Source organism: Thiomonas sp. X19 (assembly GCF_900089495.1).
Taxonomy (GTDB): Bacteria; Pseudomonadota; Gammaproteobacteria; order Burkholderiales; family Burkholderiaceae_C; genus Thiomonas_A.
Genome location: NZ_LT605203.1, coordinates 2,129,596 through 2,144,190 on the forward strand (window position 1 = coordinate 2,129,596; position 14,595 = coordinate 2,144,190).

18 protein-coding genes and 1 pseudogene are annotated in these 14,595 nt (G+C 67.1%); 13 read left to right on the top strand and 6 right to left on the bottom strand.

Features of this window, described 5'->3' with window-relative positions; genetic code table 11:
- Positions 1-44 precede the first annotated feature (44 nt).
- The 6 genes from THIX_RS10065 to THIX_RS24170 all read right to left on the bottom strand — a co-directional run bounded on the left by THIX_RS10065 (position 45) and on the right by THIX_RS24170 (position 4,125).
- Entirely contained in the window at positions 45-1,079 is a 1,035-nt protein-coding gene (locus tag THIX_RS10065; RefSeq protein WP_233224497.1) for a PA2778 family cysteine peptidase, read from the bottom strand.
- Entirely contained in the window at positions 1,076-1,453 is a 378-nt protein-coding gene (locus THIX_RS10070; RefSeq protein ID WP_112486143.1) for a PA2779 family protein, read from the bottom strand. Before THIX_RS10070 ends, THIX_RS10065 begins: the two co-directional genes overlap by 4 nt.
- Before the next feature lie 188 nt (positions 1,454-1,641).
- On the bottom strand, positions 1,642-1,875 hold the full coding sequence (locus THIX_RS10075; RefSeq protein ID WP_112486144.1) for a hypothetical protein: 234 nt from the start codon (positions 1,873-1,875) through the stop codon (positions 1,642-1,644).
- Between the two features lie 24 nt (positions 1,876-1,899).
- Positions 1,900-3,078 carry an acetyl-CoA C-acetyltransferase gene (locus tag THIX_RS10080; protein WP_112488294.1) on the bottom strand — a complete coding sequence of 393 codons (1,179 nt, stop codon included), beginning with the start codon at positions 3,076-3,078 and terminating at the stop codon, positions 1,900-1,902.
- 313 nt (positions 3,079-3,391) lie between these two features.
- Complete coding sequence (locus THIX_RS24165) at positions 3,392-3,691, bottom strand: hypothetical protein (RefSeq protein WP_233224498.1); 300 nt, start codon at positions 3,689-3,691, stop codon at positions 3,392-3,394.
- A complete protein-coding gene (locus tag THIX_RS24170) occupies positions 3,664-4,125 on the bottom strand; it encodes a hypothetical protein (protein WP_233224499.1) in 462 nt (153 codons plus the stop codon). The genes THIX_RS24165 and THIX_RS24170 overlap by 28 nt, the downstream gene beginning before the upstream one ends.
- A gap of 320 nt (positions 4,126-4,445) precedes the next feature.
- Here THIX_RS24170 and THIX_RS10090 point away from each other — a divergent pair, with 320 nt between their 5' ends.
- The 13 genes and pseudogenes from THIX_RS10090 to THIX_RS10150 all read left to right on the top strand — a co-directional run bounded on the left by THIX_RS10090 (position 4,446) and on the right by THIX_RS10150 (position 14,589).
- Entirely contained in the window at positions 4,446-4,634 is a 189-nt protein-coding gene (locus THIX_RS10090) for a DUF4160 domain-containing protein (protein ID WP_233224500.1), read from the top strand.
- Positions 4,618-4,872, top strand: coding sequence for a DUF2442 domain-containing protein (locus THIX_RS10095; protein WP_112486145.1), 255 nt, complete (start codon positions 4,618-4,620; stop codon positions 4,870-4,872). Before THIX_RS10090 ends, THIX_RS10095 begins: the two co-directional genes overlap by 17 nt.
- Before the next feature lie 348 nt (positions 4,873-5,220).
- Positions 5,221-6,024: pseudogene (locus THIX_RS10100) on the top strand (IS1182-like element ISThsp16 family transposase); the annotation flags it as partial.
- Between the two features lie 14 nt (positions 6,025-6,038).
- Positions 6,039-6,911 carry a branched-chain amino acid ABC transporter substrate-binding protein gene (locus THIX_RS10105; RefSeq protein ID WP_233224501.1) on the top strand — a complete coding sequence of 291 codons (873 nt, stop codon included), beginning with the start codon at positions 6,039-6,041 and terminating at the stop codon, positions 6,909-6,911.
- 100 nt (positions 6,912-7,011) lie between these two features.
- A complete protein-coding gene (locus THIX_RS10110; protein ID WP_112486146.1) occupies positions 7,012-7,917 on the top strand; it encodes a branched-chain amino acid ABC transporter permease in 906 nt (301 codons plus the stop codon).
- Positions 7,914-8,861, top strand: coding sequence for a branched-chain amino acid ABC transporter permease (locus THIX_RS10115; RefSeq protein ID WP_112486147.1), 948 nt, complete (start codon positions 7,914-7,916; stop codon positions 8,859-8,861). The genes THIX_RS10110 and THIX_RS10115 overlap by 4 nt, the downstream gene beginning before the upstream one ends.
- Complete coding sequence (locus THIX_RS10120; protein WP_112486148.1) at positions 8,858-9,691, top strand: ABC transporter ATP-binding protein; 834 nt, start codon at positions 8,858-8,860, stop codon at positions 9,689-9,691. The genes THIX_RS10115 and THIX_RS10120 overlap by 4 nt, the downstream gene beginning before the upstream one ends.
- A gap of 29 nt (positions 9,692-9,720) precedes the next feature.
- Complete coding sequence (locus THIX_RS10125) at positions 9,721-10,458, top strand: ABC transporter ATP-binding protein (RefSeq protein WP_112488295.1); 738 nt, start codon at positions 9,721-9,723, stop codon at positions 10,456-10,458.
- A 58-nt stretch (positions 10,459-10,516) separates the two neighbouring features.
- A complete protein-coding gene (locus THIX_RS10130; protein ID WP_112486149.1) occupies positions 10,517-11,809 on the top strand; it encodes a Glu/Leu/Phe/Val dehydrogenase in 1,293 nt (430 codons plus the stop codon).
- Between the two features lie 38 nt (positions 11,810-11,847).
- The gene (locus THIX_RS24690) at positions 11,848-12,345 is read left to right on the top strand and encodes an ATP-binding protein (RefSeq protein ID WP_305798533.1); all 498 of its coding nucleotides are present in this window, start codon (positions 11,848-11,850) and stop codon (positions 12,343-12,345) included.
- Between the two features lie 27 nt (positions 12,346-12,372).
- Positions 12,373-12,657: a hypothetical protein gene (locus THIX_RS10140; protein WP_199195267.1), complete on the top strand. Its 285-nt coding sequence runs from the start codon at positions 12,373-12,375 to the stop codon at positions 12,655-12,657.
- A gap of 115 nt (positions 12,658-12,772) precedes the next feature.
- Complete coding sequence (locus THIX_RS10145; protein ID WP_112486150.1) at positions 12,773-13,924, top strand: cysteine desulfurase family protein; 1,152 nt, start codon at positions 12,773-12,775, stop codon at positions 13,922-13,924.
- Positions 13,924-14,589, top strand: a complete 666-nt coding sequence (locus THIX_RS10150) for a metalloregulator ArsR/SmtB family transcription factor (protein ID WP_112486151.1) — start codon at positions 13,924-13,926, stop codon at positions 14,587-14,589. The genes THIX_RS10145 and THIX_RS10150 overlap by 1 nt, the downstream gene beginning before the upstream one ends.
- Positions 14,590-14,595: the final 6 nt, after the last annotated feature.

Genomic DNA, 14,595 nt, shown 5'->3' on the forward strand with positions numbered 1-14,595 from the left:
AAGTCTGCGGCCGAACATCGCGAATTCATTGAGTTTTGTGGTTTTTATTCGATACCCGAGCGCTTCAGCGCCGCCTCGATCTGCGCTTGCGTCCTGCGGTACACGTCCGGATTCGGTTTGCCGATGCGGACGGCTTGCTCGATGGTGCCTTGCGCCGCGCTCAGGTCGCCTGCGGCCAGCAGGGCCTGGGCCAGGTTGTTCAGCGGGTCGCCGTCGTCCGGCTGGGCGCGGGCGGCCTGGGCGAAGTGAACGGCGGCCTGGGCGTAGTCCTTGCGGGCATAGGCCAGGTTGCCCAGGCCCATCATCGCAATCCAGGCCTTGGGCCAGCGCTGCACCGCGGCCTCGTAGGCTTGCCGCGCGGCGTCGGGCGCCACCCCTTCCAACGGCGACACGGCGTGGAGATAGTCGAACTCGGTCACGCCGGCCGGAAACTGCCCTGGCTTGAGCGCGACGAAAGCCCAGCGCCCACCCGGGGCCCACGAACGGTCGAACTGGCCGATGGACAGCACCAGGTCGGCGGCGGTGCTGGAATGCAGGGTGACGGTGTCGGCCTTGAGGTCGTAGCCCGTCACCACCGCGAAATGCCAGTTCGGCGGCGCGCCCACGCGCTGCAGCGCCACCACCGGAATGCCCGCGGCCACCTGCGCGAACAGCGCTGCCAGTTGTTGCGGCAGCACATAGGCCACGCGCCCGGCGCGGCGCGTGGCGCCGAGCATGTCGAATTGCAGCGTGCCGTCGAGCTTGGGGGTGTAGAGCTGCGGCGCCAGTGCGGCCACCGAGGTGTCGGCCCCCGACCAGTTCAGCACGGCGGCGAGCGAAGCCGGGCCGCAGTAGCTGCGGTCATCCGGGTAGAACGGCACGCCCGCCACCTGCGCCTGCGCCGGCAGCCCGGCAGGGGCGCCGAGCAAGGTGCCGTTGCTGTATTGCGGTTTGTAGGCTGCGCCGCCGAAGGGCAGGGCACAGCCGCCGAGCAGTGCCGCTGCAGCCAGGGCGGCCGCCAGGCTCGCGGTGCGCAGGGGGCGCGAGCGGCCTGGCGTGAGGATGCGGCTTGCCGCAGGGGGCGTCGCGCGAGGGATCAAACCGCCAGCACCACCAGAATGGCAACCAGCAGGATGATCACCATCTCCTGAAAGCCCAGATCTCCTGCGGCCGGCATGGCGTCGATCTTGCCCGCCAGGCTGGCCACTTCTTGATTGCTGAGCGCAGCCAGGCGCTGCTGCGTGATGTCCTGGCTCAAGCCCATTTGCTCCAGCTTCTGCTGCACGTCGGCGCGCGCCATGAAGTTGTCCAGAGTCTGGCGGTCTTGGGTCAGGGTGGCGTCTTGCGCGCCGGCGGCTTGCTGCGTGAGTTGCTGGGTGCCGATGAGTTCGGCTTTCGCTGCCGGCGCGGCGGCAAGCAGCCCCAGGCTGAACAAGGTGGTGACGAGTTGGCTGGACAGGCGTTTGGCGTTCATGGCGTGATCTCCAGGAGGACGAGCGTGTGGCCTATTCCAAAGCACACATCGCACAACACAAGTGGCACAAAAGCTCGCGTGGAAAGTTTACGGCAGACCTCGCCGTTCACGCGACTGGTTTGGCATCCAAACGTATCCAAGGCTGCTGGATCAGGATGGAGAACAGCATGGGGACGGGAACCGGGCGATCAAACGACCCGACCGCCCTCCGCATAGACGTTTGCGAACGCCTCCCGCAGCCTGCGCTTGAGGAGTTTGCCGCTGGGGTTTTCGGCAGCGCCCGCAACCGCCTCGCAAACGCCCAGCAGCGCCCGCGCCATGCCCACGTCGATGACGTTGAGCTGCTCCGGGCGGTCGGGCACGATGCGCGCGACCGCGCCCTCGCGTTGCAGCAGCCCTGGAGGGTTTGCCGAATCCGTCATGTTCGCCTCCAGATCTGCGCGCGCTCAAACGCGCTCGATGATGGTCACGTTCGCCATGCCGCCGCCTTCGCACATGGTCTGCAGGCCATAGCGCGCCTTGCGCTGGTGCAGGGCGTGGACCAGGGTGGTCATCAGCTTCGTGCCCGACGCCCCCAGCGGATGCCCCAGGGCAATGGCGCCGCCGTGGACGTTGAGGCGCCGCGGGTCGGCCTGCAGCGCCTGCAGCCACGCCAGGGGCACGGAGGCGAAGGCCTCGTTCACCTCGAACAGATCGATCGCGTCCAGCCGCAGCCCGGTTTTGTCGAGCGCACGGCGCGTTGCCGGAATGGGTGCTTCGAGCATGATCACCGGGTCGTGCCCCAGCACGCTCATGTGGTGGATGCGCGCCAGCGGCTGCGCTCCCAGCGCCTTGAGTCCGCGCGCGTTCGCCACCAGCACGCCGCTGGCGCCGTCGCAAATCTGGCTGGCGTTCGCCGCGCTGCACAGCCCGCCCTCGGCAATGGGCTTGACCGCGGCCATCGCCTCCAGCGAGGCGTCGTGGCGTATGCCTTCGTCCACCGCGTGCAGCGCATCGGTGGGCTCGCCCTCGGCCGTTCTCACCGCCAGCGGCACGATTTCCGCGTCGAACCGCCCGGCCTTGGCGGCCGCGCTGGCGCGCTGGTGGCTTTGCAGCGCGTAGCGGTCGAGCGCGTCGCGGCTCAGGCCGTACTTGTGCGCCACCATTTCAGCGCCGGTGAACTGGCTGAACACCACGCCGGGGTAGCGCGCCTGCATGGCGGGCCCCCCCGGGCTGCCGTAGCCATGCTTGTGCGCGAGGCTGGCCGGCAGGCCCATCGGCACCCGCGACATGCTCTCCACCCCGCCGGCAATCACCACGTCCATGCAGCCCGACATCACCGCCTGCGCGGCGAAATGCAGGGCTTGCTGCGACGAGCCGCACTGCCGGTCCACCGACGCGGCCGGAACGCTTTGCGGCAGGCCGGATGACAGCACCGCGTTGCGCGCGATGTTGTTGGCCTGCTCGCCCGCCTGGCCGACGCAGCCCAGAATCACGTCGTCGATGCAGGCCGGGTCGGCGCCGCTGCGCAGCACCAGCGCGTCCAGCACGCTGGCCGCCAGATCGGCCGGATGCCAGCCCGCAAGCCGCCCGCCGCGCCGGCCGCCCGCCGTGCGCACGGCAGCCACGATGAATGCCTCGCCCATGTTTGTCGTCCTCCATTGTTGCGGCCCGCGCCGCCGGGCGTCGTGGCGCGCTGGGGTTCGATCCCTGGCTGGGGATGGTCCAGCCCCGGTGCCGGTCAGTTTAGGGCCTGTTCCGGCAGGGCCGAGGGCCAGGGGCGGATGGGCGCGGTCGGCGATGCGCTGGCGCAGTTCGGTGGCGAGGCCGGTGTCGTCGCCAGGGAAGGGGAAAGTCTCGAAGCAGCGGGTTTTGTTGTCGTAGCGTGACCGGTCTTCCAGCGCGCCGCCTTGCGCCAGCGCCCAGGCGGTATGCACGCTGCTGGACAACACGCCGGGATCAAAGGCATCGGCGCTGGCGACGGGCGACCAGCATGTTGTCGGGCAGGATGGCGGCGTCGAGAAACTGGAAGGTGCGCTGCTTGGCGGTTTCGACCGTGGCGATGAAGCGCGGCAGGCCGGCGAGTTGGTGGCGCATTTTTTGGCGGGGCTCGCCAAAAATCCACCAGTTGTCGCGGTAGGTGTCGCGCTGGTTCTGGTCGCGCTCGAGCTTGACCCGCTCCTGCAGCCACTGGTAGACGGCGGGGTAGCGGCTGCGCACCTGCTCGGCGCTCAGGCCGGACAGGTCGATGACCAGCACGCCGCGCGGCGCGTCGGTGAGGACGGCGCTTCGCGGTGCAAGGGATTCCCCTCCCAGCCTCCCCCACGGGGCGGGGGAGGAGCGAAACCGGCGTTGCGCGAAGAAGGCGAAGTTGCCCCCTCCCCGCGCGTGGGGAGGGTTGGGGTGGGGAGCAGCGCGGCGGCCGGCTCGGGGGTGACGATGAAGCTCGCGCCGTGCAACTTCACGCCGGGTGAGGACAGATTGCAATCGGCCTGCAGCATTTGCGCGTTGGTCAGGCTCGGCACCACCGTCAAATCCGCATGAATCACGCCCACGCGCTCGCGCAAGTCCACCAGCATTTCGCCGTGGTCGCCGGGCTGCTCGGCCGTCACGCTTTGCAGGCGGCCTTCACCGCGACCCAAGGCGGCCGGGGTCATGGCGATGCGCACGGCGGCGCCTGAAGCGCTGTCCACCCAGGGGTGGCATGCGGCGCGGGCACGCCGAGCAGCTCGCACAACTCGCGCACGAAGCTCTGCGCGGCGGAGATCTTGGAGGTCGTGACGCCCGCTCAGCGGGCGATGAAGACGGTGGCTTGGGCGTCAGGGTTGGCGCGGGCGGCGCGCTGCATCACGGGAACTGATTCAGCGTCGCCTTGGGCGATGGTAGAGCGCAGGGCCGCGCGGGCAGGCTACACACTCAGACGCAGGCTAAAAAGCTCACAGCCAACCTTCAGGGGCGACCGACATGCCAGAGGTTTTTCGGCAAGATGGATTCCGGTTCTTCTTCTATTCCAATGAAGGCAACCCGCGAACCTGTCCACGTCCACGTCACCAAGGGCGGTGTGGATGCCAAGTTCTGGCTATCCCCCGCGCGCCTGGCGAGCAATGATGGCTTCGATGCGCGCACGCTGCGCGATCTGCTTCGCATGGTTGAAGCCAACGCACTTTTGATCGAAAGGGAATGGCATGAAGACTTCGGTTAAAGCTGTTCAGGTCACGTTCGACGATAGCAGCATGTATGTCAGCTTGAATGACGGGCGCATGCTTGGTGTGCCGTTGGCATGGTTCCCGCGACTGCTTCATGCCAGCCTTGAACAGCGCCAGAACTTCACCATCAGCACCAGCGGTCTGCATTGGGACCAGTTGGATGAAGACATTTCAATCGCTGGTCTGCTGGCGGGGCATGGTGATTTGACGCATCGCCATCCGCAAGCGGCCTAGGGCCTGTTCACGCTATTTCTCCACCTGCGTTGCCCCCAGACAGGGATGGCTGCAAGGCGGAGGGCGCCGGCAAGGGTGAACCCTTGCCAAGCCTGACAACGCCGCAGACGCCCCGTCTGGGGGCAACCCTGCGGGAGGGGGGACTGGGCAGCGCATTGCGGCGTTGCAAGCCGCTTGCGGTGCATAGCACCGCGGCGCGGCTTGCGCCTTGCACTGCATCTGCCCAGTCCCCCGTCGCAGGTGAAGAAATAGCGTGAACAGGCCCTAGGAGACTGTCGGACTTTGCGGTCTTCCGGATGAAGACGCTATCCGAGACAATTGCTGCTGCACAACCGAGAGCCCGAGCCGATGAGCCGCTTCGTCCCTGTTGACCGAGACACCGCATATCTGTTGCCACCGTCGGTGGACGAATGGCTGCCCACTGATCACTTGGCGCGCTTCGTGGTCGAAGTCATCGAGCAGCTTGATCTGGGCGATCTGGCCCGACAGTACGCAGGCCGGGGCTCGGCGGCGCACCATCCGGCGGTGCTGCTGGGCCTGCTGATCTACGGCTACGCCAACGGCGTGCACTCCAGCCGCAAGATCGAGCGGGCGACCTACGACTCGGTGGCGTTCCGCTTTGTTGCGGCCAATACCCACCCCGATCACGACACGCTGGCGACGTTCCGCCGCCGCTTCTTGAAGGAGGTGGAGGCACTGTTCGTGCAGGTGCTGGTTCTGGCGCGCGAGATGAAGCTGCTCAAGCTCGGACACATCGCGCTGGATGGCACCAAGATCGACGCCAACGCCAGCAAGCACAAGGCCTTGTCGTGGGCTCATGCCAACAAGATCGAGGCGCAGCTGCGCCAGGAAGTACAAACGCTGCTGGCGCTGGCAGAGAACAGCGACCGCGCGACGGTACCCGACGGCATGGATGTGCCGGCGGAGATCGCCCTGCGTGCAGATCGCTTGAGCGCAATCGCGCAGGCCAAGGCCAAGATCGAGCAGCGCGCCAGCGAACGCCATCAGGTCGAGCAGCAGGAGTACGAGGCCAAGACCGCCAAGCGCCAAGCCCAGCGCGAGGCGGGCAAGAAGCCGCGCGGCAAGGACCCTGAGCCGCCAGAGGCCGGCCCCCGGAGCAGCGATCAGGTCAACCTCACGGATGAAGAGTCGCNGCGCGGCAACTGGTGAACGACGGCGTGCTCGCCGTGATCGGCAGCTACACCAGCGGCGCTGCGCTGGCCGCCGAGCCGATCTACGCGCGCGCCAACGTCATTCAGACCTCCGACGGCACCAGCGACGAACTGACGCAGCGCAACTACAAGACTTTTTTCCGCAACGCGCCGCCCAACAGCGCCGAAGCCTTGTTCACCGCCGGTTATTTCAAGGCCATGGGTGACAAGCGCATCGCCGTGGTGACCGACCACTCCAGCTTCGCCACGGGCCTGGCCGATGCGGTGGTGGCGGATGCGAAGAAGGACGGCATCGACGTGCTCGACAAGGCTTACATCAGTGCCGGATCGCAGAACTACACCCCGGTGCTGACCAAGCTCAATGCCCTGCACCCGCAGGTGGTGTACTTCTCGGGCTATTACACCGACGGCGGTTTGATCAAGGCGCAAATGGCGCAGTTGGGCATGAAAGCCAAGTTCGTTGGCGGCGATGCGAACCAGAATGTGGCCTTTGCCAAGATTGCCGGCAACGCGGCGGCGGGTGCGGTGATCATCAACGTGCCGGCGCCGCAGGACTTGCCGTATCCGGCGGCCAAGGAATTCCTCACCCAGTTCAAGGCCGCCTACGGCCACGAGCCGCCCAGCATTTTCACGCTGACCAACGCCGATGGTTTCCGCGCCATTCTCGATACCGCCGAGAAGATCAAGAGCGTGGAGCCGGCCAAGTTGATTCCAGCCTTGCACGAATTGAAGCATTTCGAGGGACTGACCGGGACGTTCTCCTGGAATGCCGTGGGCGAGCGCACCGGCAGCCCGTATGTGGCGTTCGAGATCACCCCGAGCGGCGGGTACAAGATCACCTATCCGCCGGCGGCCGTGACCCAGTAAACATCCACCCGAGCCCCGGCACAGGGGCAGGTCGGGCGTGGCGCGGCTGTGCGCGCGCCACGCCCGACCCCCATCAAAACAAGAAAGAGGGGACGCGCTCATGCTCGGCATCGTGCTGCAGCAGCTGGTCAACGGTCTGACGGTCGGTGGCATCTATGCCCTGATCGCCCTGGGCTACACCATGGTCTACGGTGTGCTCAGGCTGATCAATTTCGCCCATGGCGACCTGTGCATTTTCGGCGCCTACATCGGCCTCGTCGCCCTGGGCTCGGGGGCCGGCAGCGGGCAGAGCCATTTGCTGCTGGTGGGGGCGGCGTTCATCCTGGCGGCCGTGGTCGTTGCCGCTGCCGGACTGGTGCTGGAGTTCACGGCCTACAGGCCGCTGCGCAAGGCCGACCGGCTCTCGGCCGTGGTGTCGGCGCTGGGCGCCTCGCTGTTCATCGAGAATGGCATCATGCTCATCTGGGGGCCGCAGCTCAAGGTGTTCCCGAGCCATTTGCTGCCGGCCATGCATTGGACCTTCGGCGGTGCCCGCATCGACCTGGTGCAGGTGCTGATCATGCTGGGCTCGGCCGTGCTCATGGCCATCCTGTACTGGTTCGTGCACCACACGCGCTACGGCACGGCGATGCGCGCGGCAGCGAGCGACCAGGACGCGGCGCGGCTGATGGGCATCAACGTCAACCGGGTGATTTCCAGCGTGTTCATCATCGGCCCGGCCATCGGCGCGGTGGGCGGCCTGTTCATCGGCCTGTACTACCGGCAGGTGTACTTCACGATGGGCTGGACCTACGGACTCAACGCCTTCATCGCCGCCATCATCGGCGGCATCGGCAACATTCCGGGGGCCATGCTCGGCGGGGTGCTGCTGGGGCTGTTCAACGCCTTTGCCGCGGGTTTCATGTCGAGCTCGTGGCAGGAGGCCATCACCTTCGCCCTGCTGATCGGCATCCTGCTGGTGCGGCCGTCCGGGCTGCTCGGCGAACGCGTGGCGGAGAAGGTATGAAACCAATCCTCGCGCTGTTGCGCAATCCCCGGGTCGGCGCGGCGCTCTGGGTGCTGGGGCTGGCGGTGCCGTTCGGGCTCGACCAGACCTGGGTGTTCATTGCCTCGCTGTTCGCGGTGTATGCCATCGTCGCCCTGAGCCAGGACATCGTGCTGGGGCGGGCGGGCATGTTCGACATGGGGCATGCGGTGTACTTCGGCGTGGGCGCGTACGTCACGGCCGTGCTCAACACGCAGTTCAACTGGCCCATCTTCGCCACCTGGCCGCTGGCGGTGCTGGTGGCGGCCCTCGTCGGCGCGGTGCTGGCGGCGCCCATCGTGAAGCTGCGCGGCGACTACCTGCTGGTGGCGACCATCGGCTTCAACGCCATCTTCATCCTGGCGCTGGACAACAACGTCGGCCATCTCACGGGCGGGGCCGACGGTATTTTCAGCATCGGCGTGCCCAGCCTGTTCGGCTGGCAGCTCACCAGCCAGAACGCGCAGTTCTGGCTCGACTGGCTGGCGTTCGCGGCGGTGCTGCTGCTGATCCGCAACCTCGACCGCTCCCACCTCGGCCGCACGCTGTTCTACATCAAGCACGACCAGCTCGCCGCCACGACCATGGGCATCGATGCGCGCGCCTACCGCGTGCTGGCTTTCGCGCTGGGGGCGGGGCTGGCCGGTTTCGGCGGCACGCTGTTCGCCACGCTGATGGCCGCGGTGAGTCCCGGGGCTTTTGTGTTCACCGAATCGGTGACGCTGTTCGCCATCGTGCTGGTGGGCGGGCAGGGGTCGATCCCGGGGGTGCTGCTGGGCACCGCGCTGATGTTCGTCGTGCCGCAGGCCTTCCGCGGCTTCGCGCAGTACCGCTACTTCGTGTTCGGCATCGCCATGGTGGTGGTGATGGTGCTGCGCCCGCAGGGCATCTGGCCACGCGCCCAGCCGCAGGAGGCGAAGGAATGAGCGGCGCGCTGTTGCGTCTGGACGGCGTGGGCATTCGCTTCGGTGGTTTGCAGGCGGTGGGCGACCTGAGTTTTTCCGTCGAGCAAGGGCAGGTGGTCGGGCTGATCGGGCCGAACGGCGCGGGCAAGACCACGGCGTTCAACCTCATCACCGGGGTCTACAAACCTTCCGAAGGGCGCATCGAACTGGGCGGCCGGGACATCACCGGATGGGCGCCCCACCGCATTGCCCGCGCCGGCATTTTCCGCACCTTCCAGACCATCCGGCTGTTCTACGGCCAGACGGTGCTGGTGAATGTGTTGGCGGGCCTGCACTTGCAAACGCGCCAGCATTGGTGGCAGGGCTTGCTGGGCACGCCGTTTCAGCGCCGCGAAGAGGTGGAGCTGCGCGCCAAGGTGCGCGAGCTGCTGGCGCGGCTCGAACTCGACACGGTGGCCGACGAGGACGTGGCGTCCTTGCCCTACGGCCTGCAGCGCCGGGTGGAACTGGCGCGCGCCTTGATCGCCAAGCCCAGGCTGCTGATCCTCGATGAGCCGGCGGCGGGCCTGAACGACCAGGAATCCGCCGCGCTCAACCGCACCATTCTGGCGGTGCGTGACCAGGGCATCAGCGTGTTGCTGGTGGAGCACGACATGAACGTGGTGATGAACGTGACCGACAGCATCGTCTGCATCAACTTCGGGCGCAAGATCGCCGAAGGCGCGCCGGAGCACATTCGCAACCACCCGGAAGTCATCGAGGCGTATCTCGGCAAGGACGACGACGAAGACGACCTCCCGGCGCCGGTTTCGCCGCCTGCCCATCTGGCCGCGGCCGGGGGTGGGACATGAGTGGTGGTTCCGTGAGCCGTTCCATGAGTCTGCTGGAAGTTGAAAACCTGGACGTGCGCTACGGCCAGATCCAGGCGCTCAAAGGCGTGAGCCTGCGGGTGGAAGAGGGCGAGATCGTCACCCTGCTCGGCGCCAACGGCGCGGGCAAGACCACGTTGATGCGCACCATCAGCGGCCTGCTGCGGCCGCGTGCCGGTCATTTGCGCTTCCGCGGCGAGGACATCGCCCGCGTGGGCGCCGACCGCATCGTGCGCCTGGGCATTTCCCAGGCTCCCGAAGGGCGCCGCGTCTTTCCCACATTGACCGTGGCGGAAAACCTGATGCTCGGCGGCTACACGCGCGCGCCTGCCGAAGCGGCGCAAAGTCTGAAGCAGGTCTTGCTCATGTTCCCGCGGCTGGAGGAGCGCAGCCGGCAGCTCGCCGGCACCTTGTCGGGCGGCGAGCAGCAGATGCTGGCCATCGGCCGCGCGCTGATGGCCAAGCCCCGATTGCTGCTGCTCGACGAGCCCAGCCTGGGGCTGGCGCCGATCATCGTGCGCGATATTTTTCGCTCCCTGCGCCAGATCCGGCAGCAGGGCATGACCTTGCTGCTGGTCGAGCAGAACGCACGCATGGCGCTGAAGCTGGCCGATCGTGGCTATGTGCTGGAAACCGGGCGCATCGCCCTGCAGGCCAGCGCGCGCGAACTGCTCGAATCGCCCGAGGTGCAGGCAACGTATCTGGGCAAGGAAACAAGCTCTGCACCCGGCGCGGGCCGGCCATCCTGAACCGCGCCAATCCATCAGCCACAAGGCGCCACGAGCGCCGCACTACACGGAAACCGCCATGCTGCAAAAAGCCAGCCCGAAGAATCCCCTGTCCTACATCGACCCCCAGCCCGACAGCCCGTGGCAGACCTATCTCGCCCAGGTCGACCGCGTGCTGCCCTATCTGGGCGACCTCGCCCGCTGGGGCGAGACCCTGCGGCGTCCCAAGCGGGCGCTGATCGTGGACGTGCCCATCGAGATGGACGACGGCACGGTGCAGCACTTCGAGGGCTATCGCGTGCAGCACAACCTCTCGCGCGGCCCCGGCAAGGGCGGCGTGCGCTACCACCCGCAGGTCACGCTGGAAGAGGTGATGGCGCTGGCGGCGTGGATGACGGTGAAGAACGCCGCCGTGGGCCTGCCCTTCGGCGGCGCCAAGGGCGGCATCCGGGTGGAGCCGTCGCGGCTCTCGCGCAAGGAGCTCGAGCGGCTGACGCGGCGCTACACCAGCGAGATCGGCATCATCATCGGCCCGCAGCAGGACATCCCGGCGCCCGACGTCAACACCAACGCCCAGATCATGGCGTGGATGATGGACACCTACTCCATGAACATCGGCGGCACCGCCACCGGCGTGGTCACCGGCAAGCCGGTGCAGCTCGGCGGCTCGCTCGGGCGGGTGAAAGCCACCGGGCGCGGCGTGTTCGTCACCGGGCGCGAGGCGGCGCGGCGCATCCAGCTGCCGCTGGAAGGCGCGCGCGTGGCGGTGCAGGGCTTCGGCAATGTCGGCTCCACCGCCGCTGAACTGTTCGCCTACGCCGGCGCCAAACTGGTGGCGGTGCAAGACCACACCGGCGCGCTGCAGGCCGAGCAAGGCCTGGACGTGGCCGCGCTGCAAGCCCATGTGCAGCAGCATGGCGGCGTGGCCGGTTTCAAGGGCGGGCAGGCCATTGCACCCGACGACTTCTGGAGCGTGCCCTGCGACATCCTCATCCCCGCAGCCTTGGAAGGGCAGGTCACCGAGGCGCGCGCCCGCATGACCACGGCCAAGCTGGTGCTCGAAGGCGCCAACGGGCCGACCTTGCCGGGGGCCGACGACATCCTCGCCGAGCGCGGCGTGCTGGTCGTGCCCGACGTCATCTGCAACGCCGGCGGCGTGACGGTGAGCTATTTCGAATGGGTGCAGGACTTCTCCAGCTTCTTCTGGAGCGAGGACGAGATCAACGCCCGGCTGGACAAGATCCTCGGCGGCGCCTTCCTCCACATCTGGGACACCGCCGACCGGCTCAAGATCACCCTGCGCACCGCCGCCTTCGTCGTGGCTTGCGAGCGGGTGCTGGAAGCCAGGGCGGAGCGCGGGCTGTATCCCTGAGGCGCGATGGGCATGGCATTTCATGCAGCGGGCGGAGATTGCTGCGCGCCAGCAAGCCCAAGCTGCTGGACGAACTGGGCTACATGCCCTTCGAAACCAATGCGGCTCATCTGTTCTTCCAACTCGTCAGCCGGCGCGACGAGCGCGGCTCCATGTTGATCACCAGCAACCGCTCGGTGGCCGAATGGGGCGCGGTGTTCGGCGGCGCGGTCGTCGCCACCGCCATCCTCGATCGCCTACTGCATCACAGTCACGTCATCACCATCCGTGGCGACAGCTACCGGCTGCGCTCCAAGCGCCGGGCTGGCCTGGTTAACCAGGCCAGCCCGATCCAGAACCATCAACCCATTGAACGACTGGGGGTCACTTCTCGATGTCGGCAGGGGGTCAAATCTCGCTGTCGCTTGACAATGAACTCCCCCCAGCCCGGAGCGGAATCCGAAAAGCCGGGCCGAATGGCGCAATGGGTCTGGTTTTATGGCGCCCTTGTCGCAGATTTGGGTGACAAGACGTGGCGCCCCCACAACACGAGTTGACCCTCCACCACCGAAAGAGGAACCACCATGGAACTCAAGAAACACTGGGAGCACGTTTATGCAACAAAACCGACCAACACGGTCAGTTGGTTCCAAGAGCATGCCGAGCAGTCGGTTTGGCTCATCCAGGCGTCCGGTGTTCCGTTTGCCGCATCAATCATCGATGTCGGCGGGGGTGCCTCCACGCTCGTGGACGACTTGCTTGACCGCGGGTATTCAAACCTTAGCGTGCTCGACCTTTCCGTCTCAGCTCTGCATGACGCGCACCACCGTTGGCGAGCGATTGACAGTTGCCGGGGATCGCCGCGTTGAGTCCCAATCCGGATAGCGGTCGTGACCCATTTGCAGCATGACACCACTTGACCTCGTCCTATCAAGTAATCAATATAACGATTGAATAATTGAGTACTTTTGATAGGATGCCGACATGGTCTCGATCTATCTTGATTACAACGCCACCACCCCGGTCGCGCCGGAAGTGGTGGCGGCCATGCTGCCGTTCCTGCAGGAGCATTTCGGCAATCCGTCCTCGGATCACGCCTACGCGGACGCGCCGCGACGCGCCATGGCGGCAGCGCGCGAGGAGGTCGCGCGCCTGCTCGGCGCCCGCGCGGCCGAGATCGTGTTCACCGGCAGCGCCACCGAGGCGAACAACCTGGCGATCCTCGGCGTGGCGCGGGCATGGGGGGATGCGCGCCGGCACGTCGTGATCTCCGCCGTCGAACACCCGTCGGTGCACGAGCCCGCCCGGCGGCTGCAGGCGCTGGGCTGGTCGGTGACGGTCGTGCCGGTGGATGAATACGGCCGAGTCGCTCCCGGCGACGTCGCCGCCGCACTACGGCCCGACACGGGACTGGTGTCGATCATGCACGCCAACAACGAGGTCGGCACGATCCAGCCCATCGCCGAAATCGCCGCCCTGGCCCACAGTCGCGGGGCACTGATGCACACCGACGCCGCCCAGTCCGCCGGCAAGGTCGCGCTCGATGTCGAAGTGCTGGGCGTCGACCTGCTGACCCTCGCCGGACACAAGTTCTACTACGCCCCCAAGGGCGTCGGCGCGCTGTACGTGCGCACCGGCACGCCGATCGCTGCCGTGCTCGCCGGAGCCGGCCAGGAGCAAGGTCTGCGACCGGGCACGGAAAACATCCCGCAGATCGTCGCCCTGGGTGCCGCGGCACGCCTGGCACGCGAACGCCTGCCGGAAACTCACGCTCGCCTGAGCGCACTGCGCGACCGGCTGCATGCGCGCCTGGCGCAGAAGATCCCGGGGCTCGCTTTGAACGGCCATCCCGAGCAGCGCCTGCCCAATACCCTCAACGTGTCCTTTCCCGGTGTGTCCGGCGCGGCCCTGTTGCAGCGGGTGGTGGACCGGGTCGCCGCCGCCACCGGCTCCGCCTGCCATGCCGGGGACGCTGCGCCCAGCGGGGTGCTGGAAGCGATGGGCCTTTCCAACGAGCGGGCGCTGGGTGCGGTGCGATTGTCGGTTGGGCACTACACCCGGGAAGCGGAGATCGACGCGGCCGCCGCGGCGTTGATCGCGGCCTGGCGCGAACGGACGATCGCGGAGCACGGCTGATGGACAACCGCGCATTCAAGGATCAGATCTACGAACAGTTCGGGCGCCTGGGCAAGTCCCTGGCAAGCCCCAAGCGACTGGAAATGCTCGATGTGCTGTGCCAGGGGCCACGCACGGTGGAGTCGCTCGCCGCGGCCACCGGCCAGACCCTCGCCAACGCCTCGCAGCATCTCAAGGTGCTGCGCACAGGCCGCCTGGTGGAGGCGGAAAAGCGGGGCCTGTACGTCACCTATCGGCTGGCGGGGACCGAGGTCTGCGATTTCTTTCTGGCCTTCCGCCATCTGGCCGAGTCGAGACTGGCCGAGATCGAGCACATCACCCGGCTCTTTCTCGACGGCAAGAACGTTCTGGAAGCGGTGGATCAGGCCACCCTGCTCGGACGCGTCCGACGCGATGAAGTCGTGGTGCTCGACGTGCGTCCCGAGCAGGAATACCGCAACGGGCACATCCCCGGCGCGTTGTCGGTGCCGCTGGCCGAGCTGGAACAACGGCTCGCCGAAATGCCGCGCGACCGGCAGGTGGTGGCCTATTGCCGCGGCCCGTACTGCGTCATGTCGGTCGAGGCGGTGGAAATCCTGCGGCGCCACGGCCACAAGGCAGCACGACTCGAAATCGGCGTGCCAGAGTGGCGGGCACTGGGGCTGCCGCTGGAATCGCGACCTTGAATTCCA

Excerpts from the sequence above, each read along its gene's own strand:
- THIX_RS10070 (WP_112486143.1), bottom strand. The coding sequence starts at position 1,453 with ATGAACGCCAAACGCCTGTCCAGCCAACTCGTCACCACCTTGTTCAGC.
- THIX_RS10075 (WP_112486144.1), bottom strand. The coding sequence starts at position 1,875 with ATGACGGATTCGGCAAACCCTCCAGGGCTGCTGCAACGCGAGGGCGCG.
- THIX_RS10080 (WP_112488294.1), bottom strand. The coding sequence starts at position 3,078 with ATGGGCGAGGCATTCATCGTGGCTGCCGTGCGCACGGCGGGCGGCCGG.
- THIX_RS10090 (WP_233224500.1), top strand. The coding sequence starts at position 4,446 with ATGAAGGCAACCCGCGAACCTGTCCACGTCCACGTCACCAAGGGCGGT.
- THIX_RS10095 (WP_112486145.1), top strand. The coding sequence starts at position 4,618 with ATGAAGACTTCGGTTAAAGCTGTTCAGGTCACGTTCGACGATAGCAGC.
- THIX_RS10110 (WP_112486146.1), top strand. The coding sequence starts at position 7,012 with ATGCTCGGCATCGTGCTGCAGCAGCTGGTCAACGGTCTGACGGTCGGT.
- THIX_RS10115 (WP_112486147.1), top strand. The coding sequence starts at position 7,914 with ATGAAACCAATCCTCGCGCTGTTGCGCAATCCCCGGGTCGGCGCGGCG.
- THIX_RS10120 (WP_112486148.1), top strand. The coding sequence starts at position 8,858 with ATGAGCGGCGCGCTGTTGCGTCTGGACGGCGTGGGCATTCGCTTCGGT.
- THIX_RS10130 (WP_112486149.1), top strand. The coding sequence starts at position 10,517 with ATGCTGCAAAAAGCCAGCCCGAAGAATCCCCTGTCCTACATCGACCCC.
- THIX_RS10140 (WP_199195267.1), top strand. The coding sequence starts at position 12,373 with ATGGAACTCAAGAAACACTGGGAGCACGTTTATGCAACAAAACCGACC.
- THIX_RS10145 (WP_112486150.1), top strand. The coding sequence starts at position 12,773 with ATGGTCTCGATCTATCTTGATTACAACGCCACCACCCCGGTCGCGCCG.
- THIX_RS10150 (WP_112486151.1), top strand. The coding sequence starts at position 13,924 with ATGGACAACCGCGCATTCAAGGATCAGATCTACGAACAGTTCGGGCGC.